This is a genomic window from Aquiluna sp. KACHI24 (assembly GCF_025997915.1).
Classification (GTDB): domain Bacteria; phylum Actinomycetota; class Actinomycetes; order Actinomycetales; family Microbacteriaceae; genus Aquiluna.
Map to the genome: position 1 here is coordinate 90,591 of NZ_AP026677.1, position 22,045 is coordinate 112,635.

20 protein-coding genes are annotated in these 22,045 nt (G+C 53.5%); 10 read left to right on the plus strand and 10 right to left on the minus strand.

Going from position 1 to position 22,045, the window contains the following annotated elements:
• Positions 1–3: 3 nt before the first annotated feature.
• Positions 4–741, minus strand: coding sequence for a nitroreductase (locus tag OO713_RS00485; RefSeq protein WP_264785626.1), 738 nt, complete (start codon positions 739–741; stop codon positions 4–6).
• Positions 742–809: 68 nt separating this feature from the next.
• On the opposite strand from OO713_RS00485, the gene OO713_RS00490 reads away from it, so the two are divergent.
• On the plus strand, positions 810–3,224 hold the full coding sequence (locus OO713_RS00490) for a cation-translocating P-type ATPase (protein WP_264785628.1): 2,415 nt from the start codon (positions 810–812) through the stop codon (positions 3,222–3,224).
• Positions 3,225–3,403: 179 nt separating this feature from the next.
• Here OO713_RS00490 and OO713_RS00495 read toward each other — a convergent pair whose 3' ends face one another.
• Both OO713_RS00495 and OO713_RS00500 read right to left on the minus strand, forming a co-directional pair.
• On the minus strand, positions 3,404–4,168 hold the full coding sequence (locus tag OO713_RS00495; RefSeq protein WP_264785630.1) for a bacteriorhodopsin-like: 765 nt from the start codon (positions 4,166–4,168) through the stop codon (positions 3,404–3,406).
• A gap of 183 nt (positions 4,169–4,351) precedes the next feature.
• A complete protein-coding gene (locus tag OO713_RS00500; protein ID WP_264785632.1) occupies positions 4,352–4,804 on the minus strand; it encodes a hypothetical protein in 453 nt (150 codons plus the stop codon).
• 74 nt (positions 4,805–4,878) lie between these two features.
• On the opposite strand from OO713_RS00500, the gene OO713_RS00505 reads away from it, so the two are divergent.
• Together OO713_RS00505 and OO713_RS00510 are read left to right on the plus strand one after the other, a co-directional pair.
• Positions 4,879–5,799 (plus strand): pseudouridine-5'-phosphate glycosidase, encoded by a 921-nt coding sequence (locus OO713_RS00505; protein ID WP_264785634.1) that lies wholly within the window; start codon positions 4,879–4,881, stop codon positions 5,797–5,799.
• Positions 5,800–6,672, plus strand: coding sequence for a PfkB family carbohydrate kinase (locus OO713_RS00510; RefSeq protein ID WP_264785635.1), 873 nt, complete (start codon positions 5,800–5,802; stop codon positions 6,670–6,672). It abuts the gene before it with no gap.
• Here the strand turns inward: OO713_RS00510 and OO713_RS00515 are convergent.
• From OO713_RS00515 to OO713_RS00535, 5 genes are read right to left on the minus strand one after another with little or no spacing between them, the layout of a single operon-like run.
• Positions 6,669–7,970, minus strand: coding sequence for a hypothetical protein (locus OO713_RS00515; RefSeq protein ID WP_264785637.1), 1,302 nt, complete (start codon positions 7,968–7,970; stop codon positions 6,669–6,671). The two genes, OO713_RS00510 and OO713_RS00515, sit on opposite strands and share 4 nt — an antisense overlap.
• Before the next feature lie 9 nt (positions 7,971–7,979).
• Complete coding sequence (locus tag OO713_RS00520) at positions 7,980–8,831, minus strand: aldehyde dehydrogenase family protein (protein WP_264785639.1); 852 nt, start codon at positions 8,829–8,831, stop codon at positions 7,980–7,982.
• Positions 8,831–10,267: an aldehyde dehydrogenase family protein gene (locus tag OO713_RS00525; RefSeq protein ID WP_264785641.1), complete on the minus strand. Its 1,437-nt coding sequence runs from the start codon at positions 10,265–10,267 to the stop codon at positions 8,831–8,833. Before OO713_RS00525 ends, OO713_RS00520 begins: the two co-directional genes overlap by 1 nt.
• A 3-nt stretch (positions 10,268–10,270) precedes the next feature.
• Positions 10,271–11,236, minus strand: a complete 966-nt coding sequence (gene deoC / locus OO713_RS00530) for a deoxyribose-phosphate aldolase (protein ID WP_264785643.1) — start codon at positions 11,234–11,236, stop codon at positions 10,271–10,273.
• A gap of 33 nt (positions 11,237–11,269) precedes the next feature.
• Entirely contained in the window at positions 11,270–12,112 is an 843-nt protein-coding gene (locus tag OO713_RS00535) for an SDR family NAD(P)-dependent oxidoreductase (protein WP_264785645.1), read from the minus strand.
• Positions 12,113–12,204: 92 nt separating this feature from the next.
• On the opposite strand from OO713_RS00535, the gene OO713_RS00540 reads away from it, so the two are divergent.
• Entirely contained in the window at positions 12,205–13,413 is a 1,209-nt protein-coding gene (locus OO713_RS00540) for an MFS transporter (RefSeq protein WP_264785647.1), read from the plus strand.
• Here OO713_RS00540 and OO713_RS00545 read toward each other — a convergent pair.
• Complete coding sequence (locus tag OO713_RS00545) at positions 13,400–13,999, minus strand: alpha/beta fold hydrolase (RefSeq protein ID WP_264785649.1); 600 nt, start codon at positions 13,997–13,999, stop codon at positions 13,400–13,402. The genes OO713_RS00540 and OO713_RS00545 overlap by 14 nt on opposite strands.
• Positions 14,000–14,125: 126 nt before the next feature.
• Between OO713_RS00545 and OO713_RS00550 the strand changes: the two genes are divergently transcribed.
• Together OO713_RS00550 and OO713_RS00555 are read left to right on the plus strand one after the other, a co-directional pair.
• The gene (locus OO713_RS00550) at positions 14,126–17,722 is read left to right on the plus strand and encodes a hypothetical protein (protein ID WP_264785651.1); all 3,597 of its coding nucleotides are present in this window, start codon (positions 14,126–14,128) and stop codon (positions 17,720–17,722) included.
• The gene (locus tag OO713_RS00555; RefSeq protein WP_264785652.1) at positions 17,709–17,930 is read left to right on the plus strand and encodes a hypothetical protein; all 222 of its coding nucleotides are present in this window, start codon (positions 17,709–17,711) and stop codon (positions 17,928–17,930) included. The genes OO713_RS00550 and OO713_RS00555 overlap by 14 nt, the downstream gene beginning before the upstream one ends.
• Before the next feature lie 14 nt (positions 17,931–17,944).
• On the opposite strand, the gene OO713_RS00560 is transcribed toward OO713_RS00555, so the two are convergent.
• Positions 17,945–18,424 carry a hypothetical protein gene (locus OO713_RS00560; protein WP_264785653.1) on the minus strand — a complete coding sequence of 160 codons (480 nt, stop codon included), beginning with the start codon at positions 18,422–18,424 and terminating at the stop codon, positions 17,945–17,947.
• 34 nt (positions 18,425–18,458) lie between these two features.
• Here OO713_RS00560 and OO713_RS00565 point away from each other — a divergent pair, with 34 nt between their 5' ends.
• The 4 genes from OO713_RS00565 to OO713_RS00580 all read left to right on the plus strand — a co-directional run bounded on the left by OO713_RS00565 (position 18,459) and on the right by OO713_RS00580 (position 21,980).
• Positions 18,459–18,770: a hypothetical protein gene (locus OO713_RS00565; protein ID WP_264785655.1), complete on the plus strand. Its 312-nt coding sequence runs from the start codon at positions 18,459–18,461 to the stop codon at positions 18,768–18,770.
• Between the two features lie 180 nt (positions 18,771–18,950).
• The gene (locus OO713_RS00570; RefSeq protein ID WP_264785656.1) at positions 18,951–19,436 is read left to right on the plus strand and encodes a sortase; all 486 of its coding nucleotides are present in this window, start codon (positions 18,951–18,953) and stop codon (positions 19,434–19,436) included.
• A gap of 206 nt (positions 19,437–19,642) precedes the next feature.
• Positions 19,643–21,619 (plus strand): S8 family serine peptidase, encoded by a 1,977-nt coding sequence (locus tag OO713_RS00575; RefSeq protein ID WP_264785658.1) that lies wholly within the window; start codon positions 19,643–19,645, stop codon positions 21,617–21,619.
• A 91-nt stretch (positions 21,620–21,710) separates the two neighbouring features.
• Positions 21,711–21,980 carry a prevent-host-death protein gene (locus OO713_RS00580; protein WP_264785660.1) on the plus strand — a complete coding sequence of 90 codons (270 nt, stop codon included), beginning with the start codon at positions 21,711–21,713 and terminating at the stop codon, positions 21,978–21,980.
• The last annotated feature ends 65 nt before the right edge of the window (positions 21,981–22,045 follow it).

Here is a 22,045-nt window from a genome sequence, read left to right on the forward strand (position 1 = left end):
CAATTACTTAGCCTCCAGCTTGATTTTGCTAATGTCCAGTCGATCTGCTTTGAAGCTGTTTACGTGGTGGTCAGATGGATAACCCAGTGCGATCCCGCAAAGCAGTTTGTATTGCTCGGGGACATCAAATTCTGCTCGCACCGGAGGTGCCCAGATTGCACTGGCTCCCTGAGCGCAGGTTCCAAGACCGTGAGCGTGAGCGGAAAGCATCAGGTTCTGCATGAACAATCCAGCATCTGAAACCGAGTGCACACCGAGACCTGAGTGCGTGAAGATGAAGAGCGAAACCGGGGCGCCAAAAAACTCATAGTTTCTTGCCCACTGGGCACTTCTGGCCTCACGGTCATCGCGCTTGATGCCGATGTGACCATACAGTTCAGCGCCAACTCGTGCCGATCTTGGCTTTAGATCCTTGGGGTAGTTGCGTTCAATCTTGTAATCAGACTGGGGTAGTCCATAGCGGGTAAAGAAGAGTTTGATCTTGCCCCAGATACCAGCTGCCAAAGCCTTATCCGCAGCCTCCCAGCGAGCGAGAAACTCCTTGCTGATTCGATCCCTGACCTCACCTTTTGCAACTGCAACCAGGTACGGTCTGGTGTTTGACCAGGAAGGTGCCGTCATGGCATCTTCGAGCAAAATATCGATCAGCTCATCAGGAACTGGGGTGGGTAGAAAGTCTCTGGTGGTGCGCCTGGATGCCGCGAACTCGCGCCACTTTTTTGGCTCTAGATTGTGGGTCACCTATCAAGACTAACGCTTGAAAAATAGGCTTCAGCACCGAAGCCGCGCTTCGGTGCTAGGTTGAGAAAATGGCAACTCAACAAGCCCATGGTCTCAGCTCCCAGGCTGCAAAAATTCGCCTTTTGCAGGATGGACCAAACCAGCTGGTCAAAGAATCCAAAACTGGGCCTTGGCTCAGGGTGCTGAAGATTCTGAGCGAACCAATGTTGATTCTTTTGGGCATCGCCACCGCCGTGTCATTTCTTATTGCTGAGCCCGTCGAAGCTGCCGTCTTAGCTCTGATGATTGGTTTCATAGTCTTGACCACCATCTATCAAGAGGGCAAAGCGGAGAAGGCGCTTCGAGCCCTGAAGTCACTCTCTGCGCCTTTGGCCACCGTGCAGCGCGATGGGGTCTGGCAAAAGATTCCAGCGAGTGAGCTGGTGGTTGGCGATCTGATTCGCATTGCCGAGGGCGATCGCATACCTGCAGATGCCAGAGTCCTGGAATCAAGCAATCTCTCGATCGATGAGTCCTCGCTGACTGGAGAGTCGCTTGCGGTCACTCGCTCTCACGATGAGCTGGTCTCAGCGGGAACCTTGGTTGTCAGCGGTAGGGCCGAGGCCCTGATTGAAGCCACAGGCAGCAAGACAACCCTTGGACAAATCGGGGTATCGCTCAAAACCATCAAGCCTCAGCGCACCTCGGTGCAGCAGCAAATCGATAAGGCCGTGAAGCTGATAGCCATCATCGCCATTAGCTTCTCGTTACTTGTCTCCACAGTGGTTTTCTTCTCACGAGGGGATCTTGTCGACAGCATTCTGGCTGGGCTTTCTCTTGCAATGGCGATGATTCCCGAAGAGTTTCCAGTTGTTCTAACGCTGTTCTTCGCACTCGGTGCCTGGCGAATGTCACACGAAAAGGTGTTAGCAAGGCGATCTGCAGTTATTGAAACCCTTGGGTCTGCCACGGTGATCTGCACCGACAAGACCGGCACCTTGACCATGAACTCAATGTCGATAGATCAACTGCTACCAACCGGCAGCGAGCAGGACCTGAACTTCTTTGCAGGTCTCGCCAGTCCGACCAAATCCTTTGATCCTGTCGATGCAGCGTTTACAACTCTTAGCACCGAACACTCATTGAAGCTGGTGAAGGAGTATGCCCTTGGCAATGACCTACTAGCGATGACGATGGTTTGGGAGGCAGAGGATCACTATGTGCTGGCCTGCAAGGGAGCTCCAGAGGCGGTTGCGAGACTCTCTGGTGCCGATGCCAAATCCGTAATTGATCAGGTTGAGAAGTTAGCTGTTGGTGGTCGAAGGATCCTTGCTGTTGCAGGAGCAAGAATCTCGAAAGACCAACCACTTCCCGAAAACCAAACTGATCTAGATCTTGAGTTTCAAGGTTTGGTTGCGCTTCGTGATCAGGTAAGGCCAGGGGTTCCCGAGGCACTTGCTGAAGCCAAGGCCGCAGGCATCAGAGTGCTGATGATGACTGGAGATTTCTCGGCAACCGCAATCGAGATAGCCCAGGAGATTGGTCTTGAGACCAATAACACCTTGACTGGGCAAGAGATTGATCAGCTGGGCGATGCCGAGCTGATCGAGAGGGTCAAGGATCTAACTATCTGCTCGCGAGTAACGCCAGCTCAGAAACTAAGGGTGATTCACGCCCTGAAATCAGCAGGTGAAGTTGTAGTCATGACCGGTGATGGCATCAATGACGCTCCGGCATTGAAGCTTGCAAACATCTCCATCGCAATGGGACTTCGCGGCACCGATGTCGCTCGTGAAGCATCCGATTTGATTTTGACCGATGACAACTTTGCATCGATAGTCGCTGGAATCAAAAGAGGCCGAACAATCTATGCCTCACTGAAGAAGGCCTTTGCCTACATCCTCGCGATCCATGTGCCGCTACTGGGCATGGCAGTGATTCCAATCCTGGTGCTGGACTGGCCCATTGTGTTGTTACCAGCGATGGTTGCCTTCATCGAGATGGTCGTTGACCCTGCCTGCACCATTGTGTTTCAGGCTGAACCGGCAGATCCAAAGATCATGCAGCAAAAACCAAGGCCGGTGAATGAGGGTCTGTTCTCCAAGAAAACTCTTCGCATTGCACTTTTCCAGGGCCTGTCGGTGTTGGCGATAGCGGCTGCAGTCTTCCTCGGCGGCGTCTCTATGGAGTACGAAGATGATCAGGTGCGGACACTGACCTTCGTTTATTTGATTTTGGCGAATGTCTTCTTAATCTTGACCAATAGGTCTTGGACGATGCCAACTTTCAAGATCTTCTTCACGCGCAAGAACCCAACAGTGAAGTGGATAGTTGGATTGGCCCTGCTGGCGCTGGTTCTGATCGTGCAGCTACCGATTGCTCGCGAGGCATTCTCGCTGGGTGCAATTGGTATTGGAGAGTGGCTAGTGCCATTTGTCCTGAGCTATTTGAGCATCGCTTGGTTTGATGTTTACAAATCGCTCAGGCCAAATGCACTGCGTTAGCGGTAGTTAGCAAAGAGTGTTGGAAACAGGGCACCGAATAGCAGTGCCGCTGGGAGACTCAAACTTAGGACTAGTGCTTGCACTACGTCCCAGTCAATTTTGAACTTCTTCATTTCCCCTCCTAGAAAAGCACACGGCCGGGGATCGCTCCCCGGCCGTGGCATTAGACATTGTGTTGCTTAGTGCTTGAACTCTGACTTAGCGAACTCAGCGTCATCCTCAGCGCTCTTGATACGAGCGATGGTGAAGATGATTAGGCCGAATAGACACTTAGCCAAGATGTCAGCAATGGTGTAACCAGTCTCGCGTAGAACGAAGCCGCTCTCGTCGAAGCCAGTGGCGTTCATGTTGAAGATGAACGAGATTGGGTAGACACCCCAGGTTGCTAGAAGAAGAAGACGTAGCTCCTTGATCTTGCGCTGGACTGCCTCGGACTGACCTGCAAGACCCTTACCTAGCTCTACGAATAGTACGTAAAGGATGTATAGGAATGGGATGGTCGATAGCAGACCCCATAGTGGTGCGTCACCCTCGTATAGAAGGTTTAGCTGAGCGTCACCTGGGTAGCCAAGACCGATCATCAGGGCTGCAGCTGGAACTAGCTTGGTTAGCAAGCTGCGCTGTACTGCTGCGGCCAGAGCCAAAACGGCGATTGTCTCAACTAGTAGCAGTGGAACGGTTAGGAACCAGTCCACGTAACGGTATCCAACGTTGTAGGCGACTACACCCATGCCATCGGTACCGAAGGCGTGCTTGAAGTCGTCGAACATTCTGAAGTAGTGGTAAGCAGCGATTGCGGTCACGGTACCGGAGACCATTACGGCCATGCGGTAACGAGGTGCAACGCGCTCACGCGCTACGAACAAGAAAATGGAGGTGAATAGCATGCTCGCGATACCAAGAGAGAGCATGTTGTAAACAAGGGTGTACGACCCATTGCTCATAAATTCAGATAGTGAACCCACGTGAATCCTTTCAATGTTTCTGATTTAGGTAAGTCAGAAGCATTGATTCGTCGAAGTTTGTAGCTTCCTCGGCGAACCGCGCCTCTTTGCACGACTCACGCTTACTAACAACCTCAGAAGAATCCTGAGTGCTTCCTGAGAGTCATAACGTTTTGGTAACGGCTAGTACTGGAGGGAGAGCACACCGGAGCGAATTGCGCTCACATTCTGAACAAATCCAAACTCCACAAAGGTCTTGCCCTTCGGGTTCAGGTTGAGTTTTGTTCTACCGGCCTCAAGCCACTTCCCCGAGGAATCTCTGAGCTCAAGCCAAATTTCACGCTCGCCAACTAGGCGTCCGTGATTCACGAACTCGATTCGGATCGTGTTTACAAATTGGCCAGCTGTGACGTCAATGGACTCCGGCTCGAGGCCACCTATTGCCTCAATGCGTCCGCATTCCAAAACCACGCACTCTGAGATTTCGGTGCGATCGATCTGAGTCACAACGTAGCGAGGGTTCTCCACCAGGGCGTTCTGAAGCAACAGGGCTAAAAGCAGCACAACCGATAGTGCGAAGGAGATCAGCATGGAGGTGCGCTGACCAACCTGGGTCAATAGCCATGGCCTTTTCACTTGCACCTCTTTCCGACCTATAAGGGTAGCGCTCCGCATGCCAATAGCTCGATTTCAGCAGGTAGCCTTAGAGGGTGCAAAAAGACCTAATCAAAATCCACCCAGATGTTCAGCGCGCAATCAACCAGAACAAGCCAGTGGTGGCACTTGAATCCACCATCATCTCTCACGGCCTGCCAAGACCCAGAAACTACGAGGCAGCCCAGGAGTTCGAGCAGATTCTGCGCGACAAAGGTGTAGTCCCAGCAACCATCGCTGTCATCGACGGAGTTGCGAACATCGGTCTTGACGCCAAGGGTCTCGACATCATTGCCAATCAAGACATCGCCAAAGCTTCAGTGCGCGATCTCCCGATTTTGGCTGCCAAGGGAATCTCGGGTGCTACGACGGTGGCATCTACCGCTCACCTTGCAGGTCTTGCCGGTGTAAGGGTCTTTGCAACTGGTGGCCTTGGTGGTGTCCACCGCGGAGCCCAAGAAACTTTTGATGAGTCAGCAGATCTAAGCGTGCTAGCAAACACCCCAATTGCTGTCGTATCCGCTGGCGTGAAGAGCGTCTTGGACATCGCGGCAACCCTAGAGCGCCTCGAGACGCTGAGCGTGCCAGTGGTTGGTTACGGCACCAAGATCTTCCCAAGCTTCTGGCTTCGCGAGTCTGAGTTCACTCTCGACTGGAGCGTTGACTCAGCCGATGAGATCGCAAAGATCATGGCCGCACAGGACCTAGTTGGCGAAGGCGGCGGCATCGTGGTTGCAAACCCAGTTCCTGCGGATAAGGCCTGGGACAAGAGGGAACACGATGAGGTTTTGGCCAAGGCATTTGCTGCAGCTGAAGCTGCCGGTGTTCGAGGCAAGGCCGTGACTCCGTTCCTGCTGGGCTTCATTGTTGAAGCATCGCAGGGCCGCTCACTTGAGGTGAACCTAGATCTTGCTCGCAACAACGTTTCGGTTGCTGCCGACATCGCTATCGCCTGGTCAAAGCTCGAGCTCGACTAAATGCCAAAAGCCTTGGTTGTTGGAGATGTCATCGAAGACATCTTGGTCATGCCGCATTCTGCAATCCGGGCTGATACCGACACCCAATCAACCATCAGAGTTTCCTTCGGTGGATCTGGTGCGAACTTTGCCTGCTGGCTAGCGTCAGAAAAAGTAGAGGTTGAGCTGGTAGCCAGAGTTGGAGAGTCAGATAAAGCTCGAGTCGAGACAGATCTACTCGCGTATGGCGTCAACCCAAACCTGCAGTTTGATCAAAAGCTGCCCACTGGGTCAATCGTGGTTTTGGTTGAGGGGCAGCAGCGAAGTTTTCTAACTGACCGCGGAGCGAACACCAAGCTCGACACCTCGGCCATCAAAGACTTTCCTGAGGTTTTGTATCTGTCTGGCTACTCGCTCTTTGGGAGCATTCCCGAGACTGAATTCTCAGGCTTGATTGCAAAGGCCAAGGCTGCCGGGTCAATGGTGGTTCTGGATCCTGGAAGCGCTGGATTTATCAACGACTTCGGGGTTGGCAAATTCCTGACCGTGACTCAGGGAGTTGACCTCATCACTCCGTCTTTGGAGGAGGGGCGAATTCTGACCGGTGAAGATCGTCCTGAAGTAATTGCTGCGGCGCTCGCTGAACGTTACAAGATGGTCGCGCTAACCCTGGGTGAGCGCGGAGTTGTTATCGCCCAAGAAGGTAGCGTTCAGCGCATCGACGCCTTCTCGGCGGATCTCGTCGATGCCACCGGAGCGGGCGATGCCTTTGCCGCGGGCCTAGTTGCAAAGCTAATGCAAGGAGCATCTTTTGAGGATGCGGCTAGGCATGGCGTTAGACGGGGTGCTGTTGCAGTGACGCTAGTTGGTGGAAGACCAGCCAAGCTTTCTTAGAGGTATTTGTTGCCGAGGCTTCTTATATAAGGAGCGAGCTTTAGATAGAACTCGGCTGGGGTCAAACCGTATTGATTCTTGAAAGCGATCTTCCAATCGGTTTGATTGGTTGCCCGAATAAAGTCCAGATAATCTTCGATGCCACCAACTGCGATCAGGGCCTGTGCAGCAATCGCACCAAGTCCGTACTGATTGAAGGCTTCTCGGTTCTCTGGGTCAGCCTCCATTAGCTCAAATACCTTGGCGATATCTTCGTTTGAGGCAGTCTTCGCCCAGGTTCTAAATCTCGTTGGGTCAACAGTGCCGGTCCCGAATGGGTCGAACGCTGGTGAGGTCAGGTAGAACTGCTCAGACAGACGACCGTTTCTATCGGTTGACCCATAGCCAAGAGCAAAACCAAAGAAGGTCGGTGCACCCTCGTTTAGCCAAAGCGGCATCAGAACATTTGGTTTGTAGAGCGAATTCTGCACCATGTGGAAGTGCTCATGGATAGCGGTGTGATCAGCAATCGCATAGCGATTGCCAGACGAGTGAATGCAGTTGAAGTAGATCGGGTTGCCAGCTTTGTCCTTGGATGCAAAGCCCAGGATGCACTGGTCCTTTGCTCCAGACCGCGCAAGATAGCCAGTGATGCCACCGGGCAGATCACCGCCGAGCTCGAGGCGCTTTTGCTCTGCCCACTCGGCATCCTTTTCACTGAACAGGACAACCGTGAAGTTTTTGGTGAAGACATCTGCCCAGAGTCTCGAAGCTTTCGTGATCAGCGACTTCTCTCTTGTAACGCCAGCAGCGGGAACATTTGGACCAACGTGGTAGTCGATAGCCACCGAGGATTGGGCACTCGACTCGTAGCGCTCCAGCACCCTGCTGGTTGCAGTTCTGGCTACCCAGTTGACATCAAGATTGTCAAAGCTGAGGGCAGTTGCGGGATAGCTGGGAACGGTTAGAACTAGATTCACCTTGCCGATGTTTGAGGTGATCTTGGTGGTTTGGGTGATGCTGGTCACCGAGAGCGAAGACACTCTGGCTTTTGCGTAACTGCAGAAAGACTTAGCTTTGGCAAGTGCGGCAGTCTTTTCTTTGGTGGTGGGACTCAATTTCGTAAACCCGACACAGCTCAATTTTGTAGTTGCCGGGTTTTGGAAAAGAAGAGCACTCAGTGCACTCTTGTTGGCACTTGAGATGGTCGCGGCGGAGTTTACGACCGTTTTGGTGATGGTTTGGTTGCTTAGGGCAGCTGCAGGAGTCGCAACCGGAAGCAGTGCTAGCAATAAACCGACTGCTATTAGCTTTTTCAAGAAGTCCTCCTAGTGCCCCTTGGGGTGCCAGACCGTCTTCACCTCCATGAGGCTAAGAATGTGCTCAAGCGATCCCCTATTGCCCAATCTCGCATAGCTGTTAGCGCGAATAACTCGCTTTATGGTCTCCGCGGCCATAATTTCGAGCTCAACCGCGTTTGACGAGCCCTCAAGATCGATTGCGTTCACGTCCTGATGGGCGGCGAGCCAGGAGCCGATCTCCTTTTCGCTGCCGGTGAGCATGTTCACAACTCCACCAGGTAGGTCACTGGTTGATAGCACCTCAGTCAGCGTGATTGCGCTCAGTGGGAGTTTCTCGCTTGCCACAACCACAACCGTGTTTCCTGACACGATGGCCGGGGCGATTGAGTTCACCAGTCCAACTAGAGCACTCTCTTGAGGAGCTAGCACTGCGACAACCCCCGTAGGTTGGTTAGTCGAAATGTTGAAGAAGGGGCCAGCAACTGGGTTCATGCTTCCGGCCACGGAGTCGATCTTGTCGGACCAACCCGCGTGCCAAACCCAGGAGTCGATGGCGGCATCCACCTCGGCGTTGGCCTTTGATGCAGAGACTCCAGTCATGGCTCTGATCTCGGAGACAAACTGCTCTCTGCGACCCTCGAGCATCTCAGCGATGCGATAGAGGATCTGGCCGCGGTTATACGCGGTCGCCGATGCCCAACCAGGTTGAGCAGCGCGAGCGGCGACCACGGCATCACGAGCGTCCTTGCGGGAGCCCTGAGCAACATTGGCTAGGAACTTACCCTGGTGATCGTTTAGCTCGTAGGTGCGGCCAGACTCGCTTCTTGGGAACTTGCCACCGATGTAGAGCTTGTAAGTCTTTCTGACATCTAGACGCATCAGTTGCCTCCCTTGAGATAAGCCAGCAGGCCGTGGCGGCCACCCTCTCGGCCATAGCCAGATTCCTTGAAGCCACCAAATGGGCTGGTCGGATCAAACTGGTTAAACGTGTTCGCCCAGACCACACCAGCATTTAGTTGGTCGGCAAGCTTGAGGATTCTCGAACCCTTTTCGGTCCAAATTCCTGCGCTCAAACCAAACGGGGTGTTGTTGGCCTTGGTCACCGCCTCGGCTGGGGTGCGGAAAGTCATGACACTCAAAACCGGCCCGAAGATCTCCTCGCGGGCCACGGTGTTGGCTGGTCCAACACCGCTGATCAAAGTCGGTCTGAACCAAAAGCCACTTCTTGGTAGCTCACAGTTCGGAGCCCAGAGCTCACCACCCTCTGAAGCCCCCTGCTTCACTAGTGACTCGATCTTTTCCAGCTGCGCTCGTGAGTTGATGGCACCGATGTCGGTGTTCTTATCCATCGGATCACCGACGCGTAGTGACTCCATGCGCTTTTTGAGCTTCTTCAAAAACTCATCGTGAATCGATTCTTGAACCAGAAGTCTCGAACCTGCACAGCAGACGTGACCTTGGTTGAAGAAGATTCCGTTTACAACACCCTCAACCGCCTGATCCAAAGCGGCATCATCAAACACGATGTTCGCAGCCTTGCCGCCAAGCTCCAGGGTGACCTTCTTGTTGGTGCCGGCAACCGCCTTCGCGATCACTCGACCCACATCGGTTGAACCGGTGAAAGCAACCTTGTTGACATCTGGGTGCTTGACCAGTGCTGCACCGGTGTCACCAAAGCCAGTCACGATGTTGACAACGCCTTCTGGGAGCTCGGCCTGTTGGCAGATCTCTGCAAACAGCAAAGCGGTCAGCGGGGTGCTTTCCGCGGGCTTTAGCACGACGGTGTTTCCAGCAGCCAGTGCCGGAGCAACCTTCCAGGCCAACATCATCAGTGGGAAGTTCCAGGGGATTACTTGAGCCGCAACACCGTGGGCCTTGGGGTTAGCACCCAGACCTGCGTAGTCAAGCTTGTCTGCCCAACCGGCGTAGTAGAAGAACCAGGCCGCCACCGTTGGAATATCGAAATCGCGGGTCTCTTTGATTGGCTTACCGTTGTTTAGAGTCTCGGCTACAGCTAGCTCGCGGCCGCGCTCTTGAATAATTCTGGCGATGCGATAGAGGTACTTGCCGCGCTCTGAACCAGGTAGCTTGCCCCACACCTTTTCATAGGCGTGACGAGCAGCCTTGACGGCAGCATCAACATCCTTGTCACTGCCATGCGAAATCTCAGCCAGAACCTCTTCGGTTGCCGGGTTGATGGTCTGGTAGAGGTTTGCCGGCTTTGTGAACTTGCCACCGATGAAGTGGCCATAGTTCTTTTCAAAACTAACCAGGGAGCGAGACTCCGGAGCTGGTGCATATTCGAACATGGTCATCCTTTAGTCCACTGTCACATAGTCGGGGCCGGAGTAGTGGCCAGTCTTGAGCTTCTGTCGCTGCATCAAAACATCGTTCAGTAGTGATGAGGCTCCGAATCTGAAAAGGTCTGGGTTCAGCCAGGTTTCACCCGCGGTCTCTTTGACAACGACTAGGTATTTGATCGCATCCTTGGCTGTTCTGATTCCGCCCGCCGGCTTCACGCCGATTAGTTCGCCGGTCTCTTCATACCAATCCCGAACGGCCTGCAGCATCAACATGGTGATTGGGATGGTGGCATTTACGCTTACCTTGCCGGTCGATGTCTTAATGAAATCGCCACCGGCAAGCATCGCCAGGTAGCTGGCTCGGCGGATGTTGTCGTAGGTCTGAAGCTCTCCGGTCTCCAAAATCACCTTGAGGTGCGCATAGCTTCCATCAGTTCGCTTGCAAGCTTCTTTTACGGCAACGATCTGTTTATAAACCTCGAGGTAATCGCCGGAGAGGAAAGCTCCTCGATCGATAACCATGTCGATTTCATCCGCACCTGCTCGAACCGCATCCTTGGTGTCTTCGAGCTTCACCTTCAAACTCGCTCTGCCCGATGGGAATGCTGTTGCTACGGCGGCAACGTAAACACCGGAGTCACCCAGCGTGGCCTTGGCAAATTTCACCATGTCGCCATAGACGCAGATCGCAGCAGGACGAGGGGTGCTTAGGTCGGTTGGATCTGGGGTGAGTGCCTTCAGACAAAGACTCTTCACTCGCTCCGGAGTGTCCATGCCCTCCAAGGTGGTGAGGTCCATCATCTTGATAGCTGCATCTAATGCCCAGGCCTTGGATGAGGTTTTGATTGACCTAGTCCCAAGCGATGCGGCTCTGGCCTCGAGGCCAACTTTGTCTACACCTGGAAGTGAGTGCAGCCAGCGGCGCAAACTCTGATTTGTGATCCGAGAGCCGACGATGGCTTCCGGTGAAATTGAACGCAATTTTGCTCCTTGCAGTACCTAGCCAGCCTACTCCTAGGCCAGGAACTTCACACCGGTAAGTTCTTCGCTGCTGGCCCATAGCTTCGAGGCAAGTTCGAGGTTTCTTGATCGGGTTGATCCCCTGAGCAACTTGGGCTCACCCCACAGCTCCCACTTTGGTCCAACAAACTCTCCGCCCTTCAGCGAAGCATCGGTCGCGGCGCGTAGTTGACTTCGGGCACCCGCTTTTGCGGTTTGGGCAAATCGGTCAAACTGGTGTGGGAAGTTCTCTTGCAGCCCGGTGATTGCCCATCCCGGATGGGCCGCAATTGACTGAACCTTTGAACCTGAAAGTCTCGCTCTGACATCTAACTCTCTTGCAAACAGAAGGCAGGCAAGCTTGGTGTCGGCATAGCGCTGCCAACGGTCATAACTCGATTCCTCGGCCCCACGCAGCTCATCCACGTCTGCGCTTTTGAGCTTTCCTCGGCGGTGAACCACCGAGGAGAGGCTGATCACTCTGCCATTCACGGCGTCCAGTTTTTGCCAAAGCAGGGCGGTGAGCAAAAAGTGCCCAATGTGGTTTGTTGCCATTTGAGACTCGATGCCCTCGATCGAGAGTTTGAAATCAGGGCCCATCAGTCCCGCGTTGTTCATGAGTAAATCAACCGAGTCGACACTCTTGGCAAACTCTCGAACCGAGTCCAGGTTGGAGATATCCAGAACAACCTCTGAGATTTTGGAGTCCGGGTTTAGCGCTCTGATGCGGTCGGCCGCTTTGGTTAGGCGCTCTTCGCGCCTAGCAACCATGGTCACCTGATAACCGAGCTCGGCAAGCGCTTTTGCGGACTCGAAACCTAGACCCGAACTTGCTCCGGTTATCAAAGCGTGTTTCATGAGATTCAACCTCTTCATTGAGTCGGCTTTACCCCAGATTTAGCCTCGCCTTTCGGCACGCCTAACCTAATACATTTTCGGTTTTAGACTGAGTGCAATTACTCAAAGGTCGAGGTAAATTGCAAGCCAGTTCAAGGTTGACGCTTCGGCTTGGCATAACCCAAATCATCGGTTGGGGGTCCGGTTTTTATCTGCCGGCCATCCTGGCAGTCCCAATCTCAAAATCAATTGGGGTTTCAACCGAGACCTTCTTCTGGGCTTTCACGGTTTCTCTTCTGGTCTCCGGGTTGGTGGGGCCAAGGATCGGTCGCCTTATAGATATGTATGGTGGCCGCAAGGTTTTACCTTGGGGCAATCTCGCATTCTTCCTGGGGTTGGTGCTGCTTGCACTCAGTACCAACGAACTCATGCTCTTTATCGCCTGGGCGGTAATTGGTGTTGGCGGTTCGATGAGTAATTACGACTCCGCTTTCGCGACCGCAGTTGCGTTTTTCAAGGAGAACTCGAACCGAGTTATAGCCGGCATCACAGTATTTGCCGGTTTTTCCTCAACCATTTCTTGGCCTCTCACCAGCTTCATCAACTCCGAATTTGGTTGGCAAACGGCGGTGCTGTTCTGGGCCGCTATGCACCTATTTATTTCTCTACCGCTGCATGCCACGATCCCTCGCAGCGAGCAGCGCGAAATCGACACCATGACTGGGCCGGTTCAAAAGATCATCAAGCGCGGTCTCAAGTTCGACAAACTACTAATTGTTTTTGCTCTGATGTTTGCCCTCGAAGGATTCATCGTCTCTTCGGTGAACACCACCCTGCCCTTCTTGCTGACCGAGCTCGGAGCAAGTGAGCAGCTAGCGTTGCTGGCCGCCGTGATCCTTGGTCCCTCGCAGGTATTTGCTCGCATCCTGCTGGTTGCCTTGGGCAAGAAAACCGGACCGATCACGGTCGCCGCAATATCAATTGCCGCTCACCCGCTGGGTGTGATTTTGATTTTGCTGTTTGGAGTCAATGGCCTGCTTGGTTTTGTGATCTTGCACGGCATCGGGGTTGGTTTGAACCCGTTCATTCGAGGCTCACTGCCGCTTTTGTTCTTCGGTGCCCAAAGCTATGGCCAGCGTCAGGGCTATGTGATGATGCTGAGCAAAATAATCGGAGCCCTCTCGCCAACCCTGTTGACCCTGATGGTCTTGGCTGATCCGAAGGCGGCCATCATTACAACCCTCACCATGGGACTTGGCGCTGGAGTGCTACTCATTTGGGTAGCCGCTTTGGCAAAAGCCAAGGGCATCAGCGCGAATTAAGATCCCTGGGGTCAGCGCTCTCAACCCAATTCCACAGTCCCTGCCACGGCCCGAAGCCATCGTCCAGCGAGAAGTGCCCGGCACTAGGGAAGATAACCGCTTCGAGTCCTAGAGCCTCTTCGTAAATGCCGATGCCCCTTGGAAGCCAGTGGTCCTTATCGCTGGCAATGATGGTCAAACTCTTTGCAAATTCAAAAGCTGAATTGACTAGGTCAGGGTCATTTAGGCCCAGTGGCTCACCTTCGATGTTTGGGTTCTGACCGATCGGGTCTGGGTCTGGCGGTGCAACAAGAAGCACGCGGTCAAATGGCGTAGTGAAGCGACCTTCTTTCGCGGCAAGCAGCCAGTTCATGCAGCCAAGTGAGTGAGCGATGGCAATCTTCTCGCCGCCATGAACCTCGTCCATCATGTCGGCTTCTTGCGAGATGAGGTTTTGCCAGTCAGCGGTCACTGGATTGTCCGGTGCTGGGAACTGCGGATACCAAACCTGGTGACCCCGATTGCGCAGGGTCTGGGCAGTTAGTCGAAGCCAATGACCCTCTGGTCGCTTGTTGGTATAACCATGGTGAAGCAGCACTTTTTTCACCATTTCAATCTACTCCGACACGTATTAGTTCCATTTTCGCTGCAAACCTTCGGCTAGCCGTATGTGTCAGATATGACAACATCGCCGGCGGTAGATTTGATTAGTTTTATGACCCGAGGGGAACAAATGGGTAGAAGAGTGCTTGCTGGTAGGCGTGGTCTGGCTGGCTGGATTATCGGAGCGCTTCTAGCCAGCACCTTGTTTCTCCAGTCGCCAGTGTCACCAAGTGTTGAGGCGGCATCTGCCGCGAGTTTGTCGGGAACTTGTGCTGCAAACTACGGCATTTCCGTCGAACCTCTTCACGGAGATTTTGCTTACATCGACAAGAAGGCGAACCCTGACTTTGCCGGAATGTACCTGGGGTACAAGGTCACAACCGTTTCGAATGCAGTTACGGTAAGCATTGCTGCTACAACTGGTCAGTCGAAAGCTATCTCCTCGCTGAAGGAAACCTCCAAGGGCCTAGGCCAAATTAATGGTTCGCCCGGGAAGAGTGCTTTTTTCCTGTATGAACCTTACGTGCCACCAAGTCGTAACCAGTCTGCGGACCCTTCAACGATCACGGTTACGGTCCAGTTTCCTGGAGGTTCGTGCACCGCAACTGACTCAATCGCTAGCTCCGAGCCGACTATCGCAGCCAATCCAAACAAGATTTACAGTGGTCAAGTAGCTGCTCCTTCGAGCACTCCAGTTGGACCTGGGTCACGTATTTACGTGAAACTCACGGGAAATACGGGAACAATTGGTTCGGGGCCGAGGGGTAATCGTGAAATTAACCTTGCACCGGTAACTGTTTTGGCTAACTTCGACTTCAATGCCTGGTCCCTTACGGCAGTCCGATTTAAGAGCGCTAACACTTTGTGCGGGGACAACGGTCTAGTCAAGGATGTCCTTTTTCTCAGCACGACCACGACTCCTAGCAGCCTGAACTGCAATGGACTTTACTCACTCGTTTACGAGTTCACGGCAAAAACCGCGGGTAGTTATCTCGCTTCTGCAAGCAAAATAAACGCTTTTGCCTACATCGCCTCGGGCAACCTGATAAAGCACACGACACCTTTCTCATCCGACATCTTGATTCCCCGAGTTGCCAGTGGGGCCTCTGTTTACACCGAGCAGGACACCATTGACAACGTTGTGTCTAACGTGCTGAACAACGCGACTCCAGAGTTCACTGCCAATGATTCCTTTGCCATTACGCCGACCAATAACGCTGTTACTTTTTCGCCATTCACCTTTATCGGACAAGTAGCCGACATTGATTGGACTCAGACCTGCCTGATTGACCCAGCCAACGCCGCTAACTGCTCAGATGGCCCTTACGGCGTTAAGGAATACGACCCTCTGGACGACAGCTTCTCGGCAAACAATGTCGGTTCATATCAATTAGTCACGACGGCAGCCGGTAAGAGATTGCGATTCACGCCTGCCAGCAACTTCAATTCGGGTGCTGGAAAAGAGACGTCAATCCAATTCAGCGTCAAGGACCAATCGAATCCAGTGAAGACCACGATTGCCTCGGCTTTCGTAACTGTGACCTCATCCTTCATCGCCTACCCCGTGGATATGAGTACCCCAGAGGGTGCCCAAACCGAGAGTCCAGTGCTGCAGACATCAAACGCCCAGAGCGGCATAGCTTCCACCTGCTTTGTAGGGCCGTCGGGTTGCGTGACAACCCTGACTGTTACTGGTCAGGGCACTTGGAGCCTTGGAGGTTCGGCTTCAAGCCCAACGATCATCTTCACCCCAGCGGCTGGATTCACGGGAAATGCATCCATTGACTTCAAGGTGACCGATGTTGGAGGCCGAACAAGCCAGGCAACAGTGACTGTAAATGTGTACTCTGTGCCAACCATCCAAGCTGTAAACCTTTCTGTCCCGCAGGGTGGAAAGGCTTCCATCAGTCCGACGGTTGCTGGCGGCACCGCCCCTTACCACTACTGCATATCTGAAACAGTTCCGATTGCCGCATCTTGCAATGTAAACCAGGTCTCCACGTCTAATGCTCTATGGCAGTTCAACGGGGGAGTTGTTTCCGTTAGCCCAGCTGCGAATTTCACAGGCACCGAGACTGTTTACATAGCGGTCGTAGATGCCCGATCCCAAGTGGCATCCAATTCGGCCACGATAACGATCACTCCGCCATCCGCACCAACTATCCAGAACTCGACAACGAACACCAATACAGCTATTCGTGTGACTTTGTCGCCTGTCATCACGGCTTCAACGAGCTACACGCTTTACCTGATCTCCAACTCAGCCTCTGTCTCTTCAACCACCACGGCTGCAGGATCTTGGTTGATTAGCGGCGCCCAAGTTTCTTTCCTGAGCTACAACAACTTCACTGGCTCAGCGACTATCAATGTTCAGGTTGTGGATGCCATTGGCCAGGGCGGCACGGCAACAATGACTGTGAACGTTACTGCCCCATCTGCTCCAACTGTCACTGGCCCCTCAGCATCAACAACCACGACTTCTCCCGTCACACTAACACCAGTGGGTTCATCAACGCTTCCATTGACCTACTGTCTTGAGAACCCTTCCTCACAGGGGTCCTGTGCAAGCGGCAACCCAGTCAATCAGGGTGGAGTCGGTGGTTGGTCCCGCACCAATAACCAGGTGACATTTACTGCGATTGTCGGTTTCACAGGCTCTGCAACTATTTCAATTATCGTCACCGACACCTTGGGCCAGACTGGTTCAGCCACCTTGACGGTTACCGTAAACGACGCCAGTTTCGGCGCTCAGGGAGTTCTGGATGTTCTGACACATGCTGCATCGTCAATAACGAACAACACCGCAACTCTGAATGGTTCTGGTTACGCACCTGGCTCGGGAACTGCAACCTTCTGGTTCTGTTACGACACCACCTCAAACCTGGCTACCTGTAATCCAGTTGCGGCAACACCCTCCTCTGCTACGGCGGGTAACTCTGCATCAATTTCCTATGCAGTTACCGGCCTCACAGCGGGTACCACCTATTACTTCAAGGCCATGGCGCACAGCGGAACCACCGCCAGCGGCACGATTTTGAACTTCACGACCACTGGTGTTGCACCTACCACGCCTGCACCAACCCCGACTCCAACTTCAGACCCAGGACCAGCTATTCCAGCCGAGCCAAAGCTCTGTACTCCAAAGACGGAAACCTTAGATGCGGAGCTAGGACTCGTTGGTGTGATCACTCGACTGTTCACATCAGCAGCGACATTTGCTTCGCAGACCTTTGGCTTCTTGCTTGAGCCGGTGATGAACAGTTCGGTCGGAAGTGCACTGCTAGCGGCGCAGCCTGCTCTGGCTAACCCATTACTTGGTTCGAACACCATGGTTGAGGTCGGACAGACCACCGTCACTCAGATGTTCAAAGCCGCAGCACCGACGAAGTCAACCTCGACCCTAGACTCCAGCACCATCGAGCTAAGTGCCGGTTCGACCTCCGGTGAGTTGGTACTGACCAGCAAGACTGGCGAGGACCTATCGCTCCTGGATGCTCAGTTCACTGACTTCACCGCGACCACTGAGTTCTCTGGATCAGATTTCAACAACCCGCTGACCTGGCAGAAGCTTGGTTACGGTGCAATGTGTTGGAAGCTCGAGCCATTCTCTGACGCTGACTACTTCTTCACCCTGCCTTACCCACTGCAGTTGCCTGCTGGCGCAGCAGCGGGAGAGTGGGGAGTACTCGAACGTAATCGTGAAGGCAGGATCATTGACTGCTCGTAGCGAGGATTACCAAACCGACACTGTCTTTGCTTCTCCTCAGCCAGGGCAGCGAGTGTTTGCTGACATCAACGCCAACGGCATCTTTGACCCAGGCGGCAAGGACTGGCGACAAGGCGATCTCACACATCGTGATCTGCGCCAAGTTGAAGGGTGCTCCTGCACCAAGCACCCAGGCCACTGCGTCACCGACGGTTTCACCTACTCCTAGCGTGACTCCGACGCCTACTCCAACTTCAAACCGCGACTCCAACACCAACTGGAACCGCGACTCCAACCCCTAGCCCAACGGCCACGGTTACCCCATCGGCTTCGCCTACTGCGACTCCAACTCAGACCCCAAGCCCAACTGCAACTCCGACCCCCAACGGTTACTCCAACCTTCAAGCCGGAACCGCTGAAGGGTGAGGACTGCGTCTGGCCAGAGCCGACCACGAAGCCAAAGATTGCTGAACCGACTCCAATTCCGACCACATCGAACCCACCGATTGTGATCAAGTTGAATCCGTTCACTCCTTCGCCATCACCTACTCCGTCACCGACTGGCACTGCGTCGCCGACACCATCACCTACTGGTACTGCAACGCCAACCCCGTCTCCTACCGGAACTTCGACACCAACTCCAAGTCCAACGGGAACGGCTACTCCGACGCCAAGTCCGACCGGAACCGCTAACCCGACTCCATCGCCAACAACGACGGTCACTCCAACCCCATCACCAACCGGTACTGCTAACCCAGTGCCACCGATCTCTTCGGATGACAGCCTGCCCTGTACTCCAAATGAGACCTATGGTGCTGCGCTGTTGGTATCGAACGGCACCGCGACTACCTGTTTGAGAACCACGTCGCTTGCTCTGTTTAACATTGCCTTTGCTCCTTTTGAGGCTGAGCAAGAGCCAGAGTTTGAAACCGAAAGCTCTGAGGCTGTCGTGATCATGCCAAATGAGCTGGCTGACACTGGTTTTGATAACGGACTGCTCGCACTTCTTGCGATGCTGATGGCAGGATTTGGTTACCTAGCCATTCGAGTATCGAGAAGGCGTGACTAAGAAACTCATTGCAACCCTTGGGGAGCTGCTGCTAATAGCGGCAGCTCTTCTTGGTTTGTATCTGCTCTATCAGGTGTGGTTTTCAAATGTTCGTGCTGACCTAAGCGCCAATGAACTCGCACTGCAGATTGAGAGTGAGTTTGAATTACGGGATCCAAAGCCACTCAATCTGATGTGGTTGTGGAGCCTGACGTCACGTCGGCTTCAGCGCCAAAGCGAGCAATTGGGCTTTTGTATATCCCAAGGTTGAAAGCCGATGTTTGGAATACCCCAATCATCTCCGATGTCTCCGGAAGAGCGCTGTCAATTGGAGTTGGTCATTATCCGATGACAGCTTTACCGGGTGAGCCAGGAAACTTTGCGATCGCAGGCCACCGAGCGACAAATGGCGAACCCTTCGCAAAATTCGAAAAGTTGGTTGCGGGCGACTTGGTTTTTGTGCAAACCAAGGCGGGTTTTTTCACCTATGAGCTGATCGCCGATCAGAAGATTCAAGAACGTGAGGTTTGGGTTCTAGATTCAAATCCCAAAGGCCTTGCCGAGGCCGGAGAGTCACTTATCACCTTGACATCTTGCGATCCTCGATGGAACTCCACCAGGCGTTGGGCTTGGTGGGGGAAGCTCGTTGAGTTTTCCACCGAGAGACCAGAGGAGTTAGTGAAGTGATTTTTCCCTGGCTCTATCGGATGCTCCCTGGCAAACAGGCTTGCGAAATGGATTCAACTTCTTGTACTGACTGGCTTGGTCATTACAGCCTTGATGCTTTGGGTTTTTCCTGCACTTGATGCTCAGTTGAGCACTCCAACTGTGGAGAGCTCCATGGATAGTTTCAAATCAACTAGCCTTGAATTGGCTAGAGAAGGAGTCCCCCAATGACGATGAGAAAACTAATTGCGGCAGTGCTGCTGGCCTCATTGGCAATCTCTACTCCAGCCATCGCGAATAACGGCAAGGGCAAGGGGCCAGAGACCACACCTGCCGCCGAGAAGACTTCGCAGGGTAATGATAAAGAGCCGGTCATCGCGCCAACTCCTAACACCGAGGTCGCCGAAAAGGCGCAAGAGCAGGCCGTTGCCAAGGCCGAAGAGAAAAAGAATGTTGCCGAGGAAAAGGTAGCCGAGGCTGTTGCCGTAAAGGAAGAAGCCAAGGAAGCCGTAGCCGCTCAGAAGGCTGCCGAGCAAGAAGTGAAGAAGCTAGAAGAGCAGGTCAAGAGCTCTGCAGCAACCCCGGCCATAAAGTCTGCCCTGGACCAGGCCAAGGAGCGCGCCGAGGCAGCTGCTATCGAGGCAAAGGAAAAGACTAAAGAAGCAACTGTCACCTCCAAGGAGGCGGCATCTGCAAAGGCTGCAGCTGCGGCCGCGGCCAGTGCGGCCAAGGCGTTGAACAAGGTCAAGGGCGCAGCTCCTGGCTGTATTGAACTTATCGAGACCGGTAAGCCAAGCTCAGAGTCTTGCGAGGTTTCCCGCTATGTCATTAGGTTCAATGCTGGAGTTGACCCAGACCTTCAAGTCAAGGGCATGAAGGCCATCAAGATCCCAGTGAAGACGACTTTGAAGGGCGTATTTTCGGGCGCGGTTGCTGATATAAATGCTGGTCAACTAAAGGCACTGGTTGCCAGCGGCAAGATCCGCAGTGTGGAGCAGGATTATGAAATCAAGCTAGACCCAACAGCCGCGGGGGACACTCAGCTAAACGCTACATGGGGTCTGGATCGTATTGACCAAACCGCACTCCCACTATCCGGGAGCTACACCAACCCCAACACCGGTTCAGGGGTCAAGGCCTACATCGTTGACACGGGTGTGCTCACATCTCATTCAGAGTTTGCCGGTCGCATCGCAAGCGGATTCACTGCTGTTTCAGATGCCAACGGTGTGAATGACTGCAATGGTCACGGAACTCACGTAGCCGGAACGGTCGCAGGTGCCACCTATGGAGTAGCCAAGCTGGCCACAGTTGTCCCGGTTAGGGTTTTGGACTGTGCCGGTTCTGGGTATCTCTCGAGCGTAATCTCCGGTCTTGACTGGATCGGCAGCAATCACGCTGCTGGCACTCCAGCTGTTGTGAACATGAGTCTGGGTGGTGGCGCGAGCTCAACCCTCGACTCAGCCGTTGAGGCTTTGGTTTCAAAGGGTCTAACGGTTGTGGTTGCCGCTGGTAACTCGGCAGCTGATGCCTGCACATCCTCACCAGCTAGAACTCCAGGTGCGCTAACTATTGCTGCCAGCAACAGCACCGATGGATTCGCATCCTTCTCAAACTTCGGATCTTGTGTTGATTTGATTGCCCCAGGTGTTTCCATCACCTCGGCTTGGATCGGATCTTCCACTGCCACAGCTCAGATCAGCGGCACCTCGATGGCTTCCCCTCACGTTGCAGGACTAGTTGCCTCGGCAATGACTGCGGGCTACCTTGCTCCAAATCAAGTTGAGTTCGTGATCGAATCCGGTGCTGCAGGTTCGGCTATCTCGTCAGCCCCTGCCGGAACCGCAAACCTATTGGCTCAGGTTGTTGCCTTGGCACCAACTGAGCCAAAGCCCGAGGTTCCAACCGAGTCAGTGACCGTGCCAGTTGCTCCAGTCCTAACCGAGGCAGCGTTTTCCAAGAACACGGCCAGAATCAGCTGGACCATTTCACCAGATGGTGGATCACCGCTTCTCTCACACAGTGTGAGGGTTTGGGAGCGCGGTCAGCTGGTTCGCAAGGTTGATGTTGCAGCGAATGTCACAACTGCACGACTCACCGGTTTGAAGTGGGGCGTGAGCTATACCTTCACCGTTGTCGCTACAAACGCAATCGGAACCAGTGTTGACTCTGCAGTCACGAGTGCCTACACACCTAGGAGATAGCAACATTTCTACAGGGGCTATCTGAGTAAGGTTGCCCACCGTGATATCAATATTTCTAGTTAGCTAAGACTAGCTAAGTTATGCTCTCCACATGACTTACGTATTCAACATGCATGATGCGAAAACCAAGCTCTCGAAACTTGTGGAACTTGCAGAGAGCGGTCAAAGGGTTCAAATCGCTAGGAACGGCAAAGTGGTCGTGGAGCTCAATGTTGTTGCGAAGAAGAGCAGACCGCTCTTTGGTGAATTCAAGCCACTGAATATCTGGACGTCCGAGGATTTCGATGAGCCTGTCCAGGAGTGGATTGATGCTTTTGCAATTTCACAAAGTGAACTAGAACTACAAAGTAACAAAAAGTGAGTCAGCTCCTTTTTGACACAAACGCTCTCGTTTTTTACACAACGCTTGATAGGCGAATTGGCAAG